At 53.2% G+C, this 16,045-nt stretch carries 14 protein-coding genes; 7 read left to right on the top strand and 7 right to left on the bottom strand.

Annotated elements, in window-relative coordinates; translation table 11 throughout:
- Positions 1 to 10 precede the first annotated feature (10 nt).
- From GGR07_RS00945 to GGR07_RS00920, 6 genes are all read left to right on the top strand, one after another.
- Complete coding sequence (locus GGR07_RS00945; protein ID WP_034543679.1) at positions 11 to 1,165, top strand: 8-amino-7-oxononanoate synthase; 1,155 nt, start codon at positions 11 to 13, stop codon at positions 1,163 to 1,165.
- Positions 1,166 to 1,714: 549 nt separating this feature from the next.
- A complete protein-coding gene (locus tag GGR07_RS00940; RefSeq protein ID WP_034543682.1) occupies positions 1,715 to 2,389 on the top strand; it encodes a DUF452 family protein in 675 nt (224 codons plus the stop codon).
- Positions 2,382 to 3,179, top strand: a complete 798-nt coding sequence (gene bioC, locus GGR07_RS00935; RefSeq protein WP_021646908.1) for a malonyl-ACP O-methyltransferase BioC — start codon at positions 2,382 to 2,384, stop codon at positions 3,177 to 3,179. Before GGR07_RS00940 ends, bioC begins: the two co-directional genes overlap by 8 nt.
- The gene (bioD, locus tag GGR07_RS00930) at positions 3,179 to 3,829 is read left to right on the top strand and encodes a dethiobiotin synthase (RefSeq protein WP_034543681.1); all 651 of its coding nucleotides are present in this window, start codon (positions 3,179 to 3,181) and stop codon (positions 3,827 to 3,829) included. Before bioC ends, bioD begins: the two co-directional genes overlap by 1 nt.
- A 555-nt stretch (positions 3,830 to 4,384) precedes the next feature.
- Positions 4,385 to 5,410 (top strand): AI-2E family transporter, encoded by a 1,026-nt coding sequence (locus tag GGR07_RS00925; protein WP_021646912.1) that lies wholly within the window; start codon positions 4,385 to 4,387, stop codon positions 5,408 to 5,410.
- A 62-nt stretch (positions 5,411 to 5,472) separates the two neighbouring features.
- The gene (locus tag GGR07_RS00920; RefSeq protein WP_021646913.1) at positions 5,473 to 6,642 is read left to right on the top strand and encodes a glycosyltransferase; all 1,170 of its coding nucleotides are present in this window, start codon (positions 5,473 to 5,475) and stop codon (positions 6,640 to 6,642) included.
- Positions 6,643 to 6,667: 25 nt separating this feature from the next.
- Here the strand turns inward: GGR07_RS00920 and GGR07_RS00915 are convergent, their stop codons facing one another.
- Entirely contained in the window at positions 6,668 to 7,939 is a 1,272-nt protein-coding gene (locus tag GGR07_RS00915; RefSeq protein WP_021646914.1) for an ABC transporter permease, read from the bottom strand.
- Positions 7,940 to 7,967: 28 nt separating this feature from the next.
- A complete protein-coding gene (locus GGR07_RS00910; RefSeq protein ID WP_021646915.1) occupies positions 7,968 to 9,170 on the bottom strand; it encodes a pyridoxal phosphate-dependent aminotransferase in 1,203 nt (400 codons plus the stop codon).
- A 172-nt stretch (positions 9,171 to 9,342) separates the two neighbouring features.
- On the opposite strand from GGR07_RS00910, the gene GGR07_RS00905 reads away from it, so the two are divergent.
- Complete coding sequence (locus tag GGR07_RS00905; RefSeq protein WP_034543678.1) at positions 9,343 to 10,578, top strand: fucose isomerase; 1,236 nt, start codon at positions 9,343 to 9,345, stop codon at positions 10,576 to 10,578.
- 163 nt (positions 10,579 to 10,741) lie between these two features.
- Here the strand turns inward: GGR07_RS00905 and GGR07_RS00900 are convergent, their stop codons facing one another.
- The 5 genes from GGR07_RS00900 to GGR07_RS00880 all read right to left on the bottom strand — a co-directional run bounded on the left by GGR07_RS00900 (position 10,742) and on the right by GGR07_RS00880 (position 16,015).
- Positions 10,742 to 11,605, bottom strand: a complete 864-nt coding sequence (locus GGR07_RS00900; protein ID WP_034543677.1) for a histidinol-phosphatase — start codon at positions 11,603 to 11,605, stop codon at positions 10,742 to 10,744.
- A gap of 65 nt (positions 11,606 to 11,670) precedes the next feature.
- Entirely contained in the window at positions 11,671 to 13,518 is a 1,848-nt protein-coding gene (locus GGR07_RS00895; protein WP_122056551.1) for an ABC-F family ATP-binding cassette domain-containing protein, read from the bottom strand.
- 43 nt (positions 13,519 to 13,561) lie between these two features.
- The gene (locus GGR07_RS00890) at positions 13,562 to 14,365 is read right to left on the bottom strand and encodes a DUF3805 domain-containing protein (protein WP_122056702.1); all 804 of its coding nucleotides are present in this window, start codon (positions 14,363 to 14,365) and stop codon (positions 13,562 to 13,564) included.
- A gap of 274 nt (positions 14,366 to 14,639) precedes the next feature.
- Complete coding sequence (locus tag GGR07_RS00885; protein WP_183200457.1) at positions 14,640 to 14,822, bottom strand: hypothetical protein; 183 nt, start codon at positions 14,820 to 14,822, stop codon at positions 14,640 to 14,642.
- Entirely contained in the window at positions 14,819 to 16,015 is a 1,197-nt protein-coding gene (locus GGR07_RS00880) for a hypothetical protein (protein WP_034544095.1), read from the bottom strand. The genes GGR07_RS00885 and GGR07_RS00880 overlap by 4 nt, the downstream gene beginning before the upstream one ends.
- Positions 16,016 to 16,045: the final 30 nt, after the last annotated feature.

Here is a 16,045-nt window from a genome sequence, read left to right as displayed (position 1 = left end):
AAGAAATGAGATGAATATATTGGAAACGATGCACGAAGAGTTGGAGACGCTGAAAAGGAAAGGGAACTTCCGTTCGCTTCCTCCGCTGGTGCACGACGGACGCGAAGTGATACTGAACGGACGGCGGATGCTGAACCTTTCGTCGAACGATTATCTGGGACTGGCGAATGAGCCGTCGTTGCGGGAAGCGTTCATGCGCACGCTCACTCCCCGCAATTTCTTTCCCTCAGCCTCTTCGTCGCGATTGCTCACGGGCAACTTTACCGCCTGCGAAGAGTTGGAAGGGCGACTGGCGGAAATGTTCGGAACGGAAAGCGCGCTGATATTCAACAGCGGATACCATGCTAACACGGGGATTCTGCCTGCGGTGAGCGACGCACAGACGCTGATACTCGCCGACAAACTGGTACACGCCAGCCTCATCGACGGCATCCGGCTGTCGGCAGCCAAATGTATCCGTTACCGGCACAACGATCTGGCGCAGGCCGCCCGGCTGGTGGAACAGCATCACGACGCGTACCGGCAAATCATCCTCGTCACCGAAAGCATATTCAGCATGGACGGAGATGTGAGCGACCTCCGCGCGTTGGTGCGGCTGAAACAAAGCTACCCCAACGTGCTCCTGTATGTCGACGAAGCGCATGCTTTCGGTGTGCGGGGTGCGAACGGACTGGGATGCGCCGAAGAACAGGGGTGCATCGGGCAAATCGACTTTCTGGTGGGCACGTTCGGAAAAGCTGCCGCCTCCGCAGGGGCATACATCGTATGCCGGAAGGTGGTGAGAGAATACCTCATCAACAAGATGCGGACGCTGATCTTCACTACGGCTCTCCCGCCGGTGAACATCGCATGGACGTCATGGGTGCTCGGTCGGCTGCCGGAATTTTCGGACAGAAGGGAACATTTATCACGCATCAGCTCTACGCTGAAACAAGCGTTGGCGGCAAAAGGATACGATAGTCCTTCGGAGAGCCACATCATCCCTCTCATTGCGGGAGCAAGCGAAGCCGCCGTGCTCAAAGCAGACGAATTGCAGCGGAAAGGATTCTACGTCCTCCCCGTACGCCCGCCCACAGTTCCCGAAGGCACTTCCCGCCTCCGCTTCTCGCTGACGGCAGACCTGACGGAACACGATATAAAGAGGTTGATAGAAGCGATAGACTGACTGGCAAAAGCAAGACAGATCGGCTTGAGAGAGCATAAATAGGCTGGAAGAAGTGATAAAGGAAACTGAAAGAGAAGGTATAAACAGACTGTAAAGAAGCAAAACAAGTCGATCTGACTGAGCATAAACAGACTGCCAAAAGCAAGACAAGCTGACTTGAAAGAGCATAAAAAGGCTGGAAGGAGTGATAAAGAAGGTTGAAAGAGAAGATATAAACAGACTGGCAAAAGCAAGACAAACCGACTTGACAGAGCGTAAACAAACTGGAAGAAGCGATAAACAGAACTGAAAAAAAAGGTTATAAACAAACTGAAAGAAGCAAAACAAGTCGACCTAACTGAACATAAACAGACTGCCAAAAGGAAGACAAGCTGACTTGACAGAGCGTAAAAAGGCTGGAAGGAGTGATAAAGAAGGTTGAAAGAGAAGATATAAACAGATTGGTAAAAGCAAGACAAACCGGCTTGACAGAGCGTAAACAAACTGAAAGAAGTGTATAAACTAACCGATAAAAAAGATAATATAGACCGACTGAAAAACGATAAACCGATGGAGCAACTGTTTATGATAAAAAATAACGAACCGGAGCTGCTGCTTTTCTTCGCAGGCTGGGGGATGAACGAACGCCCGTTCGCCCGCATACGTCCTGCGGGGTGCGACTGGATGATCTGCTACGACTACCGCTCGCCGGAGTTCGACGACACCCTGCTGCAAGCCTACTCCCGCATCACCCTCATCGGATGGTCGATGGGGGTATGGGCGGCTACGCAAGTCATGCGCCGGTTTCCGGATCTCCCCGTCACCCAAAGCATAGCGATCAACGGCACTCCCTACCCCATCGACGAAACGAGGGGCATCCCTCCTTCCATCTTCGAGGGGACGTTGCAAGGGCTCAACGAGCAGACCCTGCGGAAGTTCCGCCGTAGGATGTGCGGCTCGGCGGACGAGTACGAGGCCTTTGCGGATGTGATGCCGCAACGGACTGCGGAAGAGCTGAAGGAAGAACTCGAATCCATCCGCAGGCAATACGATGCGCTCCCGGCTCCGGCATTCCGGTGGCGACAGGCGGTGGTGGGAACCGACGACCGGATTTTCCCGCCGGCAAACCAGTTGAGGGCATGGTCGGGCACGACAGACGTGACGCAGACCGAAGCCGCCCATTACAGCCGCTCTCTTTTCGAAAACCTATTGACCAACCGACAGATAACAAACGTACATGGATAAATCACTGATAGCCGAACGTTTCGGCAAAGCGGCGGCGACTTACCCGCGAGAAGCGAACGTACAACGCCGGATAGCCGGCAAAATGATCGGGCTGCTGCAAACGCACATCCCCTCTCCATGCCCGGAAGTCATCGAGTTCGGATGCGGCACGGGGACTTACTCCCGCTTGCTGTTCGACGCTTTCCGCCCCCGCAGGCTGTTTCTGAACGACCTCTGCCCGAAGATGGAAGCGTGTTGCGGAGATCTGCTGAAAGAACACCGGGTTTCTTTCCTGCCCGGCGATGCCGAAACGATTCCGTTTCCCGCCGGTACGAGCCTGATCACATCTTGCTCTGCGCTGCAATGGTTCGAATCGCCCGAAAAATTCTTCGAGCGGTGCAATGCCCTGCTCCGCAGCCGGGGGTACTTTGCGTTCAGCACCTTCGGGAAGGAAAACATGCGCGAAGTGAGAACGCTCACCGGCAACGGACTTCCGTACCGTTCGTTGGAAGAACTGGAAAAGGCTTTATCGCCCCGCTTCGACATCATACACTCGGAGGAGGAAATCATACCGCTTGCATTCAGAGGCTCTATCGAGGTGCTTTACCACCTCAAACAGACCGGAGTGAACGCTCCATTTCGGTCGAACAGAGGCTCTATTCTAACCGGACAAGAAGGTGGAGCGACGCGTCCGTGGACACGCCGCGACCTGCGCGAATTCTGCGAGCGGTACGACCGCCTTTTCCGCCGCGACCATTCCGTATCGCTCACTTATCACCCTATTTATATAATCGCTAAAAAGAAAGAATGATGAAACAGAATGTATATTTTGTCAGCGGCATCGACACGGATGCCGGAAAAAGCTATGCCACAGCCTTCATCGCCCGCGAATGGAACAGGGCGGGACGGCGCACCATCACCCAGAAATTCATTCAGACGGGCAACGTGGGGCATTCGGAAGACATCGACCTGCACCGCCGCATCATGGGAATCCCGTTCACCGAAGAGGATGAGAAGGGATGGACCATGCCGGAGATTTTCTCGTATCCCGCCTCGCCGCTCCTCGCCTCCCGCATCGACAACCGCGCGATCGACTTCCGCAAGATAAAAGAGGCGACCGAAAGGCTGAGCGAACGCTACGACTCCGTACTGCTGGAAGGGGCGGGCGGACTCATGGTTCCGCTGACGAAGGAGCTTCTGACCATCGACTACATCGCGCGGGAGGACTATCCACTCATCTTCGTCACCTCCGGCAAACTGGGGAGCATCAACCATACGTTGCTCAGCTTCGAGGCCATACAGCGGCGGGGCATCACCCTCGACACGGTGGCGTACAACCTGTATCCGCCGGTGGAAGACAAAACCATACAGAACGATACGATGGAGTTTATCCGCGAATATATCGGCAAGCACTTCCCCGAAACCGGATTCGTGCTCGTGCCTGAACTGCAAACCAAGTAAACGCAGGGCAAAAAGGGGAAGAAGAAACGGCGCGGCAAAGCGACGGCGATTCCCGCCTTTTCTGCAAGCCGAAAGCTTACGACAGTAGCAAAAGAGACCCCTGCTTACTTCGATTCGGTAGCGTTTATCATGTGCCGAAAGCTTACGACAGTAGCAAAAGAAACCCCTGCTTACTTTTTCCTGCCGCAGAAAAAACAAAATCGTACGACTGAAACGATGAAAAAGAAGAACAAGATACTGCTCCCCCTGTGGCAGACAAGCAAAATCGAACGCTCGCGACGATGAACGGAAAAAACCCGGCTACTGCTTCGCCTATCAGCTTCGATGTACAGCCGGATTTCTCTGAAGTGAAAGAGGAGACTCGGCTACTGCTTTGCCCCGTAGCAGTAACTTCCTGCAAGATATTGCCAGCATGAAAGAGAAGACCCGGCTACTGTTTCACTCCGTAGCAAGAATGCGAAGCAGAACGACCAAAACAATGAAAGAAAAAAGCGGACGAATAAACTTTTTTCTCCTTTTTCGTGTTATTTTTCATAAACAGCAAAGATATATACCATGGACTTTACCAGCAGATACCGGAAATATTCGCTCATTGGCATCGTTCTGCTGATGGGCGTCATCATCTTAAGACAGATGGCTCCTTTCATAGGAGGATTGCTTGGAGCATTGACCATCTATACGCTCGTACGGAAGCAAATGTTCTATCTCACCAAGAAACGAAGGATAAAACGGGTTATCGGAGCGGTTATTATTACCGTAGAAGCGATCCTGTTCTTTCTGGTTCCGCTTTCGCTAATCGTTTGGATGCTGGTGAACAAACTGCAAGACATCAATCTGGACCCGCAGTCATTCATTGCTCCCATAGAGCAATTGGCAACGGTTATCCGGCAAGAAACGGGATACGATATACTGGGCGATGACGCAATTTCTTTTCTGGTAGCCCAGCTTCCGCGTATCGGGCAGGCCGTGATGGGCGGAATCGGCAGCTTCGTAATCAACATCTTCGTACTCATCTTCGTGCTTTACTTCATGCTGATGGGAGGCGAACGGATGGAGCAATATGCGAGCGAACTGCTTCCTTTCGATAAGGAAAACCGACTGAACGTGACCAGCGAGATCAATATGATCATTCGTTCCAATGCCATCGGCATCCCTCTGCTGGCCCTGATACAAGGAGCTGTGGCAACAGTCGGGTTCTTCATATTCGGTGTTCCCAACGCCATCATTCTGGGGGTGCTCACCAGCATTGCAAGCATCATACCGGTAGTGGGATCGGGAATCGTATGGCTGCCCGCCGCCATCTACATGGCGCTCAGCGACGATTGGTTCGGAGCCGTGGGGATAGCCGCCTACGGAGTTATCATTGTATCCAATTCCGACAACCTCATCCGGTTCATCATCCAGAAGCAAATGGCGGATATCCACCCGCTCATCACCGTCTTCGGAGTTGTCATCGGGCTTCGGCTCTTCGGTTTCATGGGGGTCATTTTCGGACCGTTGCTTCTCTCCCTCTTCCTTCTGTTTGTCGATATTTTCAAAAGAGAATATCTGGACAACGGGAAAATAAGGTTCTACAAATAGGGAAAGTCTTCTGGAAAAGGGCTACATTTGCATGCAATAAACATTACTACACAAACAAACAGATGGAAGCATTTACGTTCAACACGGCCGAATTGATTTTAATATCGGCGGCCGGAGTTCTTTTCGCAATTCAACTGATTTATTATTTGGGTTTATACAACCGTATATATGTCCGCAACAAAGCCGCAGGCAAAAACAAACTAACGTTTGCGGCAGATTTCGAGCCGCTTTCGGTGGTGATCTGTGCGCGCAACGAGGCCGACAACCTGCGCAAGATGCTTCCCTCCGTTCTGGAGCAAGATTATCCTTGCTTCGAAGTGATTGTCATCAACGACGGATCGACCGATGACACCGAAGACGTGCTTGGCGTGCTCGAAGAAAAGTATCCCCATCTGTACCACAGCTTCACGCCGAACACGGCCCGGTACATCAGTCACAAGAAACTGGCTTTGACCTTGGGAATCAAGGCAAGCAGATACGACTGGCTGGTATTTACGGAGACCGGATGCACACCGGCAAGCAACCAATGGCTGAAGATGCTGGCGCGGAATTTCACGCCGGAGACGGAAATCGTATTGGGTTACAGCGGATATGCCCGCACGAAGGGATGGTTTCACAAACGGACGGCATTCGACAATCTGTTCCGCTCTTTGCGCTATCTGGGCTTCGCCCTCGCCCGCTGTCCGTACATGGGTATCGGCCGCAACCTCGCCTATCGCAAAGAGGTGTTCTTCCGCCAGAAAGGATTCTCTTCTTACCTGAACCTGCAACGGGGCGAAGACGATCTGTTCATAAACCATTCGGTAACCCGCTCGAACACGCGTGTGGAGACAGATCCGTCCGCCACTGTCTGCATCCTGCCGGCCTCACGCAAAGAATGGAAAGAAGAGAAGATAAGCTACATGGCGACGGCTCGCTTCTACAAAGGCATCCAACGCTACCTTTGCGGATTTGAGACGTTCTCTTACCTCATGCTCTATGCCGTATGCATAGCGGGAATGGTTTCGGGCATCCTGCACGCCCACTGGCTCGTTGCAGGCGTCGCCCTATGCGTCTGGTGCTGCCGTTACGCATTGCAAGCGGTCGTAGTGAACCGGGCAGCCAAAGAATTGGGAGGAGGCAGAAGGTATTATTTCTCACTGCCGGTGTTCGACATTCTTTTGCCTTTGCAGACTCTGAAGTTCAAGCTCTACCGACGGTTGAGAGGAAAGGGCGACTTCATGAGAAGGTGATCCGGAGTGGTCCTCGCGTCACGGCTTACTCGTACCTCATGGAGCTTGCCGGACGGATTTTGGTGATCAGGAAAGAGGGGCCGACCAGCATCAGGACAGAGGCGGCAAGCGTGCCTGCGTTAATGAGTATGAAAAGCAACAGGTTGAAGGAGACGGGAACGGTATCCACGTAATAAGTCTCCGGATTGAGCGTGAAAACGCCGAACCGCGACTGAACGAAACAGAACGCCAGCCCCAACGCATTTCCCCAAAGCATCCCCTTGCCGATAAGAAAGACGGAGAACCAGAGGAAAGTCTTGCGTATGGTAAAGTTGTCGGCTCCCAGAGCTTTCAGCAGCCCGATCATATGGGTACGCTCGATGATGATGATCAGCAATCCCGAAATCATGGTGAAGCCTGCCACGCCGATCATCAGGAAAAGAATCACCCATACGTTCAGGTCGAGCAGGTCGAGCCAGGCGAATATCTGCGGATTCATCTGCTCGATATTGCGCACGTAATATACTCCTCCAAGCGCATCACGGCGATTATCCGTATCCGCTGCTATCCGGTAGGTAACCTCCTCCAAGCGGTCGTAATCGCGTATCTGCAACTCCACGCCGCTCACCTGATCGTTCTGCCAACGGTTGAGCCGGTTCACGAGGGCAAGGTCGGTCAGCAGAAACAGGTTGTCGTATTCGGCAAAATTGGTCTGATAGATTCCGGCAATCGTCAATCGGCGGGCACGTACATCATCCTGAATGTAATACGTATAGATTTTATCCCCCGTTTTCAGCCTCAGTTTGTCGGCCAGAGTCTTGGAGATAAGCACTTGATTGGCGGACGCGGAATCGCCGAAAGCGGGTATCGCTCCTTCCAGCAGATGCTCTTTCATAAAGCGGGCGTCGAACTCTTTCCCGACTCCCTTCAGCACCATTCCCTGAAAAGCCTCATCGGTCTTTATCATACCCGGCTTGGTAGCGTAGCGTTGCACATGCTCCACCTCGGGATAACGCCTCAATGCCTCCATCATACTGTCGCCCACCACCAGCGGATGTGTTTCGTAAGACGTCACGGCGTCGAGATTGGTTATCTGGATGTGCGACCCGAAGCCGATGACTTTGTTGCGCACCTCGCTCTTGAAACCGACCACTACCGCCACCGCAACGATCATCACCGCCAGCCCGACGGCAATGCCCGCCATGGCAATGAGCACGGCCGGACGCGAAACTTGCTTCCCCCCGTCGCTCTCACGGTAGATGCGCCTCGCCAGAAAAAAAGGAAGGCTACCCTTTATGTATGATTTAACGAATGCCATTGCACACTCTTGTCGTTTTCATCGCGCATCATCCTTCGGTTCGTCCCGGATAGGCCTCCAGAGCCTTTTGCAGGATAAACAGCGCGCGGGTGAGGTCTTCTTTCTTCAACACATAAGCGATGCGGACTTGGTTGACGCCCGATCCCGGCGTGGTATAGAAACCCGAAGCCGGAGCCATGAAAACCGTCTGCCCTTCGTACTCGAAATCCGAAAGACACCATGCGCAGAACTTGTCGGCATCGTCGACGGGGAGTTTGGCAACCGTATAGAAAGCTCCCATCGGAATGGGCGAATAGACGCCGGGAATGCGGTTCAGCCCGTCGATGAGGCATTTGCGGCGCTCCACATATTCATCGTACGTCTCACGCGAATACTCTTCGGGTGCGTCGAGTGAAGCTTCCGCCGCAATCTGTCCGATCAGGGGAGGGCTCAGGCGCGCCTGACAAAACTTCATCACCGCGTCGCGCACCTCTTTGTTCTTGGTGATCAATGCCCCGATGCGGATGCCGCACTCCGAATAGCGTTTCGACACGGAGTCGATGAGCACCACGTTATTCTCTATCCCTTCCAGATGGCAGGCGGAGATATAAGGCGAACCGGTATAGATAAACTCACGGTACACTTCGTCTGAGAAAAGGAAGAGGTCGTACTTCTTCACCAGGTCGCGTATCTGGTTCATCTCCCGGCGGGTATACAGATAACCTGTCGGATTGTTCGGGTTGCAGATCAGTATGGCTTTGGTACGCTCGTTGATCAGTTCCTCGAACTTCTCCACCTTCGGCAAAGCGAACCCCTCTTCGATGGTAGTGGCAATGGTGCGTATCTTGGCCCCGGCAGAGATGGCGAAAGCCATATAGTTGGCATAGGCGGGTTCCGGGACAATAATCTCGTCGCCCGGGTTCAGGCACGAAAGAAAAGCGAAAAGAACCGCCTCCGACCCGCCGGAAGTAACGATGATATCGTCGGCGGTGAGACGGATGTTGTATTTGGCGTAATACCCCACCAGCTTCTCGCGATAGCTGGCATAACCTGCGCTCGGACTGTATTCGAGCACCGTGCGGTCGATGTTGCGTATGGCGTCAATCGCGGCTTTCGGAGTAGGCAAATCGGGTTGGCCGATATTCAGATGAAACACATGGACTCCCCGTTGCTTGGCTGCATCGGCCAAAGGAGCCAACTTTCTGATAGGTGATGCAGGCATCTCATTCCCGCGAATGGATATGGTTGGCATAAGATAATTCTCGATTTATTGTTCAGTTATCATATTTACGGATCGACAAAGTTAGCAATAATTTGAATACACAGACATAAAAACTTTAAAATACTTATCAAGGCTAAAAAGGCTATGATAATACAAAAAGAAAACATACATTTGTGATACCTAAAATACAAAAACAAGCTCCATGAAAATACATCTTATTTCATTCAAATCGCCGCTTCAGCCCGAACTATCTTTACACGATTCTCATGAAGCCATCCTGAACGAACTTAAAAAACATTATACCGTCAGATTCGTAGATTATCGGCACACGGACCGGCTGAGCGACGATGACTTCAAAATCATTTTCATCGCTACCGGAGGGGTGGAAAAACTTGTCATGCAGCAGTTCGAACATTTGCCGCGCCCCGCGATTTTATTAGCCGACGGTATGCAAAATTCGTTGGCTGCCGCTCTGGAAATATCGGCATGGTTGAGGATGCGGGGAATGAGAAGCGAAATACTTCATGGCGCCCCCACTTCCGTGATAGAACGGATCCATGCCTTGTACAACAATTTCCGGGCGCAACGCTCTTTGTCGGGCAAGCGCATCGGCGTAATCGGTTCTCCTTCGCCCTGGCTGATAGCCAGCAACGTAGATTACCTGCTCGCCAAACGCCGTTGGGGAATCGAATACATGGACATTCCTCTGGAACGTGTGTACGAGCATTTCCAACGAATCGGAGACAAAGAGGTGGAAGCTGCCTGCGCTGCCGTGGCCTCACAGGCGATTGCGCTTCGCGAAGCAACTCCTGAGGAACTGCTGAAATCGATGCGTCTGTACCGCGCCATCAAGCAGGTGTGCCACGAAGAAAAACTGGATGCCATCACGCTAAGCTGCTTCAAAGTGATCGAAGAGATCAACACGACCGGCTATCTGGCGCTTTCGTTACTCAACGACGAAGGCATTACGGCGGGATGCGAAGGAGACTTACAGTCGGTATTCACCTTGCTGACGGTGAAGGCGCTGACAGGGCAGGACGGCTTTATGGCAAACCCCTCGATGATCAACACCCCGGCAAACGACCTCATCCTGTCGCACTGCACAGTGGGGCTCAAGCAGTCGGACACATACATCCTGCGCAACCACTTCGAAACGGAAAAGGGAATCGGCATACAGGGAGTGATGCCTACCGGAGAAGTGACGATAGTGAAATGCGGCGGCGAATGCCTGAACGAGTATTATCTTTCGACGGGCAACCTGACGGAAAACACCAATTACGTGAATATGTGCCGTACACAGGTGCGCATCCGGATGAATACTCCGGTGGACTATTTCCTGAAAACGCCGCTGGGCAACCACCACGTGATGGTGCGGGGCAACCATGAGGAGACGCTGAACGAGTTCTTTCAGGTGAACGGATGCAAACGGATGGAATAAGTGCAAGCCGGCTGAAGCCCGGACATGCTTACGCCGATATGTCGTCAGAGCATCCGGCTATGAAGAGCGAAGAAATCCGAAGCCCGGACAATGCTTACGCCGATATGCCGGAGTAAGCGCACGCAGTGAGTGCGCAGCTTTGAAACGCACAGGATGCCTCAGGTCAACCGAACGGGGAGGCTGCGTGACGGCCTATCTCCACCTCCGTCCATCCACCATCTTTCCACTCTGTCACCGAAGTGAACCCCGCCCGCTTCAAGGCAGCTAACGCTTCCGGACGGCCGCTGTTGACAAGGTCGGGGCAATGAGCGTCGCTGTTCACCTGTACCCGTATGCCCAGCTCTTTCATCAGCGGGAAGTAGCGCTCGTAAGGATAGAACACGCCTGTGTCGCGGTATGCCTTGGTGTTGATCTCGGCGATATATCCGCCACAGGCAATCTCTTCAAATAGCCTGCTTACCAAGTCGTTGTACCAACTCTCATTCTCCAGTCCGGGACGGCAGCAAGAGGCATTATAGTGCATCTTGCACGGATGCCCCACAATGTCGAACCCTCCCGCTTTCAACATATGAATGGAATTTGTGTAATACAGGCAAACCACGTAATCGAGGTCGCCCGCAAAGTGGAGGTCGACCGAACGGCGGAACTTTTCGGGCGAAGTGTCGATATCCACTACCCTCCCCTCCATGGAGCGAAGCATGTGCACAGACCCTATCCTGTAATCGAGCGGCAGGTTTCGGAAACGCTCCGACGAGGGATTATGCTCCTCGTCCAGATAGTCGATTTCAAGCCCCGCAAGCAATTCGATACGCCCGGCGTACTTCTTTTTCAGACGGGCGATTTCCGAAAGGTAATCGTCCATACACTCCCACTCCATGGTCCATGCAGTGGGAAAAGGAAGCGGGGCATGGGAGGAAATCCCATAAGAAGTGAACCCCTCGCTGAGGGCGAAACGGATAAAAAGCTCCATCTCTGCGCGCCCGTCACAATACAGGCAATGGCTGTGGTAATTTGTCAAATTCGTCATATCTCTTCAGGTTTCAGGTTTTAAAGAAACTACCGCCGGTTTCTTGCAAATATTTTTCCATCTTTTCAATCGGCGAGTTCGCTCAGTTCGAGCCAACGCATCGTCTTTTCGTCAATCAGTTCATTCACTTCGGGCAAGCGTTTCGACTTCTCCGTCAGTTCCCCGACCGAAAGCGTGCCGCTGCAAAGCTGCTCCTCGATCTGCGCCTTCTCCGTTTCCAGTCGGACTATCTCTTTCTCGATCTGTTCGAACTCCCGCTTTTCCTTAAAGCTCATCTTCCGTTTGTCGTTCAGGCGCACCCGTGCCGTTTTCTCTTCGCGAGGCTTCTCGGCTTCCGCCTCTTTCCAGTCGCGGTAATCACTGTAATTGCCGGGGAAGTCGCGAATGTCGCCCTGCCCGTTGAAGACCAGCAGGTGGTCGACTACCTTGTCCATGAAATAACGGTCGTGCGACACAACGATGACGCATCCCTTGAAGCTTTGCAGATACTCTTCGAGCACATTGAGCGTAATGATGTCCAAATCGTTGGTAGGCTCGTCGAGCACAAGGAAATTGGGGTTGCGCATCAGCACGGTGCACAGGTAGAGCCTGCGCCTCTCTCCGCCGCTAAGCTTATAGACGTAGCTATGCTGCGTTTCGGGCGTAAACAGGAAATGCCGGAGGAATTCCGAGGCGGTGAGCCTCTTCCCGTCGCCCGTTTCTATCACTTCGGCGATGTCCTGCACCACGTCGATCACCTTCATCTGTTCGTCGAATTCCATCCCTTCCTGCGAGTAGTAACCGAAACGGACGGTTTCCCCGATGTCCACCGTACCGCTGTCGGGTTGCACCTGCCCCATCAGAATCTTGATAAAGGTAGATTTCCCCGTTCCGTTGTTGCCCACAATTCCCATCTTTTCGTAGCGCGAGAAGATATACGAGAAATCATCGAGAATCTTCAGGTCGCCGTAACGCTTGCAAAGGCTGTCGACCTCGAATATCTTGCTGCCGATATAGGCGGCTTTCACCTCCAGTTTCACCCGGTCGTTGCTCAGCCGCTGCTTCGCCACTTTCTCGAGTTCGTAGAACGCCTCCTCGCGATAACGCGCCTTGTGTCCGCGCGCCTGCGGCATCCGCCTCATCCAGTCGAGTTCGGTGCGGTAAAGATTGTTCGCCCGCTCTATCTCAACCGTCTTGGCATCGATGCGTTCCTGCCGTTTCTCCAGATAATAACTGTAGTTTCCCTTGTACGAATACACCTGACGGTTGTCTATCTCGATGATTTCCGAACAGACCCGGTCGAGAAAATAACGGTCGTGCGTCACCATCAGCAGACTGAGTCCGGCCCGGCGCAGATACTCCTCCAGCCATTCCGTCATGTCGAGGTCGAGGTGGTTGGTCGGCTCGTCGAGAATCAGCAGATCGGGTTCGGCAATCAGCACATTCGCCAGCGCCACCCGTTTGAGCTGCCCGCCGGAAAGCTGCTTCACTTGTTGGTTGAAATCGCTGATTTTCAGCTGCGAAAGAATCTGCTTCGCCTTCCGCTCATACTCCCATGCCCGGACGTGGTCCATCCTTTCCAACAGCTCTTCCAGTCCCGGATGTCCTTCGGTCTCCATACAGCGTTCGTACTCCCTGATAAGCTCCACCACATCATTTCCCCGATGAAAACAAGCCTCGAGCACGGTCAGCTCTTCGGGATAGCGGGGGTCTTGTTCCAGATAGCCCACACGCAAGTCGCGACGGAAAACGATGTTCCCGCTGTCGTATCCCTCCTTGCCCGAAATGATATTGAGCAGCGTGGTCTTTCCGGCTCCGTTCTTGGCAATAAGTCCGATGCGTTGGCCTTCGGCAATGCCGAAAGAGATGTTCTCAAAAAGAACCAGGTCGCCGAACGACTTGGTCAGACCGTCTATTTGCAGATAAGGCGTCATTATTCGTATTTCTATGTTATATCCTATAACCGGCAACGCTGCGCTAACCGCCCACCACTGCCTTGTATTCTTCGATCACATTGCAGGCTTCACCCACTTTCACCTTGCTCCATGCCATCTTCATCGGGTCGATCACCTCCTCCTTGTAACGAAGGACGGGCGCCTCGCGATTGCCGTCGACGAGCGTGACCCACTCCATGCCTTCCACCTCGTTGGCGAGTATGACACAGACGGCAATGCCTACAGCCAGCCATTCTTCTTTTTTCTTCGTGCCTATCCTGCCGCTGTCGACAAGCTGCTGAAGATACTCCAAATCGGCTTCGGTTCCCTGAAACTCCTTTTTCAGTTCGCGGCTGACGGCAGACACCACCCACTCGTACCCCTCGTTCACCTGATAAATCTCCGAGAGACGGATGGGAATGAGCTCGGCGGGATATTTCCGCCCCTCTTCGCGCACCTGCAAAGAAGCGATCACCTCTTCGGCTTCTTTCACCGACCCTCCATCAGGCACGGTGAAGGAGCACTCCACAGCCGTATTTCCCACGCCCGTAACCCACAAATGGGAGGTGTAACAAGCGCCTTCTTCCTGAAACGTCTCTTTGCTGTAAGCACACTCCAACCCGCCCACACGCACCGCAGACGCCGAACCGCACGCCTTCAGCTCCTGCCTGACGGCTTCACGTCCGTATCCGGGTTTGCCTCTATAGGCGGAGATGCGGAAATTGCCCGTCCATACATCGGGGTTGTAGAAGAGGAAAGAGCCTTCGCCATCCTCAAACTCGCTCCAGTCGGAAGGATAGACGATAGCGAACCATCCTCCGGGAGAGATAAATTTCTTGCCTTTCATCATCTTTTCTGTTCTATCTGGATTCTATATTTATCAACGCTTAAATTCTTGCTCATTCGTTCCTCCACTGCCGCTTTCGACCGCAGCCGAACTGTTCGAAAACAGGTGAGAGGTTCTGCGACTCCTCCACCACTGCCGCTTTCACCAGTAACCGAACTGTTCGAAAACAGGTGAGAGGTTCTGCGACTCCTCCACCACTGCCGCTTTTCACCAGTAACCGAGCCGTTCGAAAACAGGTGAAAGTTTTCTGCGACTCCTCCACCACTGCCGCTTTTCACCAGTAACCGAGCCGTTCGAAAACAGGTGAAAGTTTTCTGCGACTCCTCCACCACTGCCGCTTTTCACCAGTAACCGAGCCGTTCGAAAACAGGTGAAAGTTTTCTGTCATCGGCTCCGTCACTGCCGCTTTTCCCCACCGCTTATTCCGCAATAGCGGACGGTCTCCTTCCCGGGTCACTTCCCGATGGGCTGTATTTTCCTCCGCACCTCTTTCGATATTTCGAGGAACATATAGTTCAACTTTCCGGAATGAATACCCGTTTCATTCTCCTTATATTTCTTGTTGGCATACTCCATCGACTTCTCGAACGTGAGCAGCGACATTTCGTTCTGCGACTTGCCCACCATGGTAGAGTCGAGCTTCTCGTCGGGAAAGAAATCGTCGAGGTCGACATCGCCTATCATCGTGGTTTCGAGGAAATTCTTCTCCTTGTGCGAATTGTCGGTGTAGTAGCCCACGAACATGTGTCCCGGCGTACGCACCAGAATGGGGTCGATATTGATGGCGCGAAGCAGCGAAGCCAGCAAAACGCTGCCGTCTACACAGTTCACCTGCGAAGACTGCAAGGCGTCGTCGAACGTGCGCACCCGCTGGGAGTAGACCACATTGCTCGACAGGCTGGTGTTCGACACCGAGCTGTACCGGAAGCGGCGTTTCTGCAATACGTTCCAGAGCGCGTAAACCTGCTTGTCCACCGCCCCGGAGGCTTTGCTCTGGTAGCCGAGAAAACGGGTGACGATGCGCGTATTGAGCGCCTCGCGAAGCAATGCGTCGATCTGCGGGTTTTCCTCGTTCACGTACGCGGCAAAGAAAAGGCTCGTGTCGTGAAAGTCGGTTCCGTTGGCAACGTACCCCAGCAAGCACTCGTTGATGCTGCGCACGGAAAACGTCCGCACCTTCTGCCCCATCTCCTCGCCGTTCACCTCCACGGTCACCGCCACGCTCACGGGTTCCGCCTGCACATTGTTCCGCAAGGCTTCGTAGTTCCAGATGATATCGGGATACACGGTATATTCCGTTCTCGCCCTGTCGAGCACGAACTCCGAAACCGAGCGCGAGAAGAAAGGAGTGCCCGCCACTTCGACACGCACCCGCGTATAGGCCTTCCGTGATTTCAGCCTGACGGCAACGCACGACTTCGGATTGCCCACGTACATCGAATCGGAAGGCACGATGACCTGTGCGTCGGTAGTGGCTACCGAGAGGATAGCCGAGGGGAAAATGTTCCCTCCCAGATCGTCCACAATCTCAAATCCCGAACCGGAAGAGGCGTACCTGAACAGAGACACGCCCCCGATGAGAATCAGCAGAGCGACGAAAGCCCCCGTTATTTCCCGTTTATATCTTTTGAAATCGATAGATATGGTCATTTTGGCAAAGTCTGTTTTTACAAAATCTGT

The organism is Bacteroides pyogenes (genome assembly GCF_014196225.1).
GTDB classification, from domain to species: domain Bacteria; phylum Bacteroidota; class Bacteroidia; order Bacteroidales; family Bacteroidaceae; genus Bacteroides; species Bacteroides pyogenes_A.
Note: the sequence above shows the minus strand (reverse complement) of the source record. Positions and strands in the feature narration are given on the sequence as shown.

What these genes read in the sequence shown, in the direction of transcription:
- GGR07_RS00910 (WP_021646915.1), bottom strand. Translation starts at nt 9,170, where the DNA reads ATGCCAACCATATCCATTCGCGGGAATGAGATGCCTGCATCACCTATC.
- bioC (WP_021646908.1), top strand. Translation starts at nt 2,382, where the DNA reads ATGGATAAATCACTGATAGCCGAACGTTTCGGCAAAGCGGCGGCGACT.
- GGR07_RS00920 (WP_021646913.1), top strand. Translation starts at nt 5,473, where the DNA reads ATGGAAGCATTTACGTTCAACACGGCCGAATTGATTTTAATATCGGCG.
- GGR07_RS00940 (WP_034543682.1), top strand. Translation starts at nt 1,715, where the DNA reads ATGGAGCAACTGTTTATGATAAAAAATAACGAACCGGAGCTGCTGCTT.
- GGR07_RS00880 (WP_034544095.1), bottom strand. Translation starts at nt 16,015, where the DNA reads ATGACCATATCTATCGATTTCAAAAGATATAAACGGGAAATAACGGGG.
- GGR07_RS00890 (WP_122056702.1), bottom strand. Translation starts at nt 14,365, where the DNA reads ATGAAAGGCAAGAAATTTATCTCTCCCGGAGGATGGTTCGCTATCGTC.
- GGR07_RS00925 (WP_021646912.1), top strand. Translation starts at nt 4,385, where the DNA reads ATGGACTTTACCAGCAGATACCGGAAATATTCGCTCATTGGCATCGTT.
- bioD (WP_034543681.1), top strand. Translation starts at nt 3,179, where the DNA reads ATGAAACAGAATGTATATTTTGTCAGCGGCATCGACACGGATGCCGGA.
- GGR07_RS00905 (WP_034543678.1), top strand. Translation starts at nt 9,343, where the DNA reads ATGAAAATACATCTTATTTCATTCAAATCGCCGCTTCAGCCCGAACTA.
- GGR07_RS00915 (WP_021646914.1), bottom strand. Translation starts at nt 7,939, where the DNA reads ATGGCATTCGTTAAATCATACATAAAGGGTAGCCTTCCTTTTTTTCTG.
- GGR07_RS00900 (WP_034543677.1), bottom strand. Translation starts at nt 11,605, where the DNA reads ATGACGAATTTGACAAATTACCACAGCCATTGCCTGTATTGTGACGGG.
- GGR07_RS00945 (WP_034543679.1), top strand. Translation starts at nt 11, where the DNA reads ATGAATATATTGGAAACGATGCACGAAGAGTTGGAGACGCTGAAAAGG.
- GGR07_RS00895 (WP_122056551.1), bottom strand. Translation starts at nt 13,518, where the DNA reads ATGACGCCTTATCTGCAAATAGACGGTCTGACCAAGTCGTTCGGCGAC.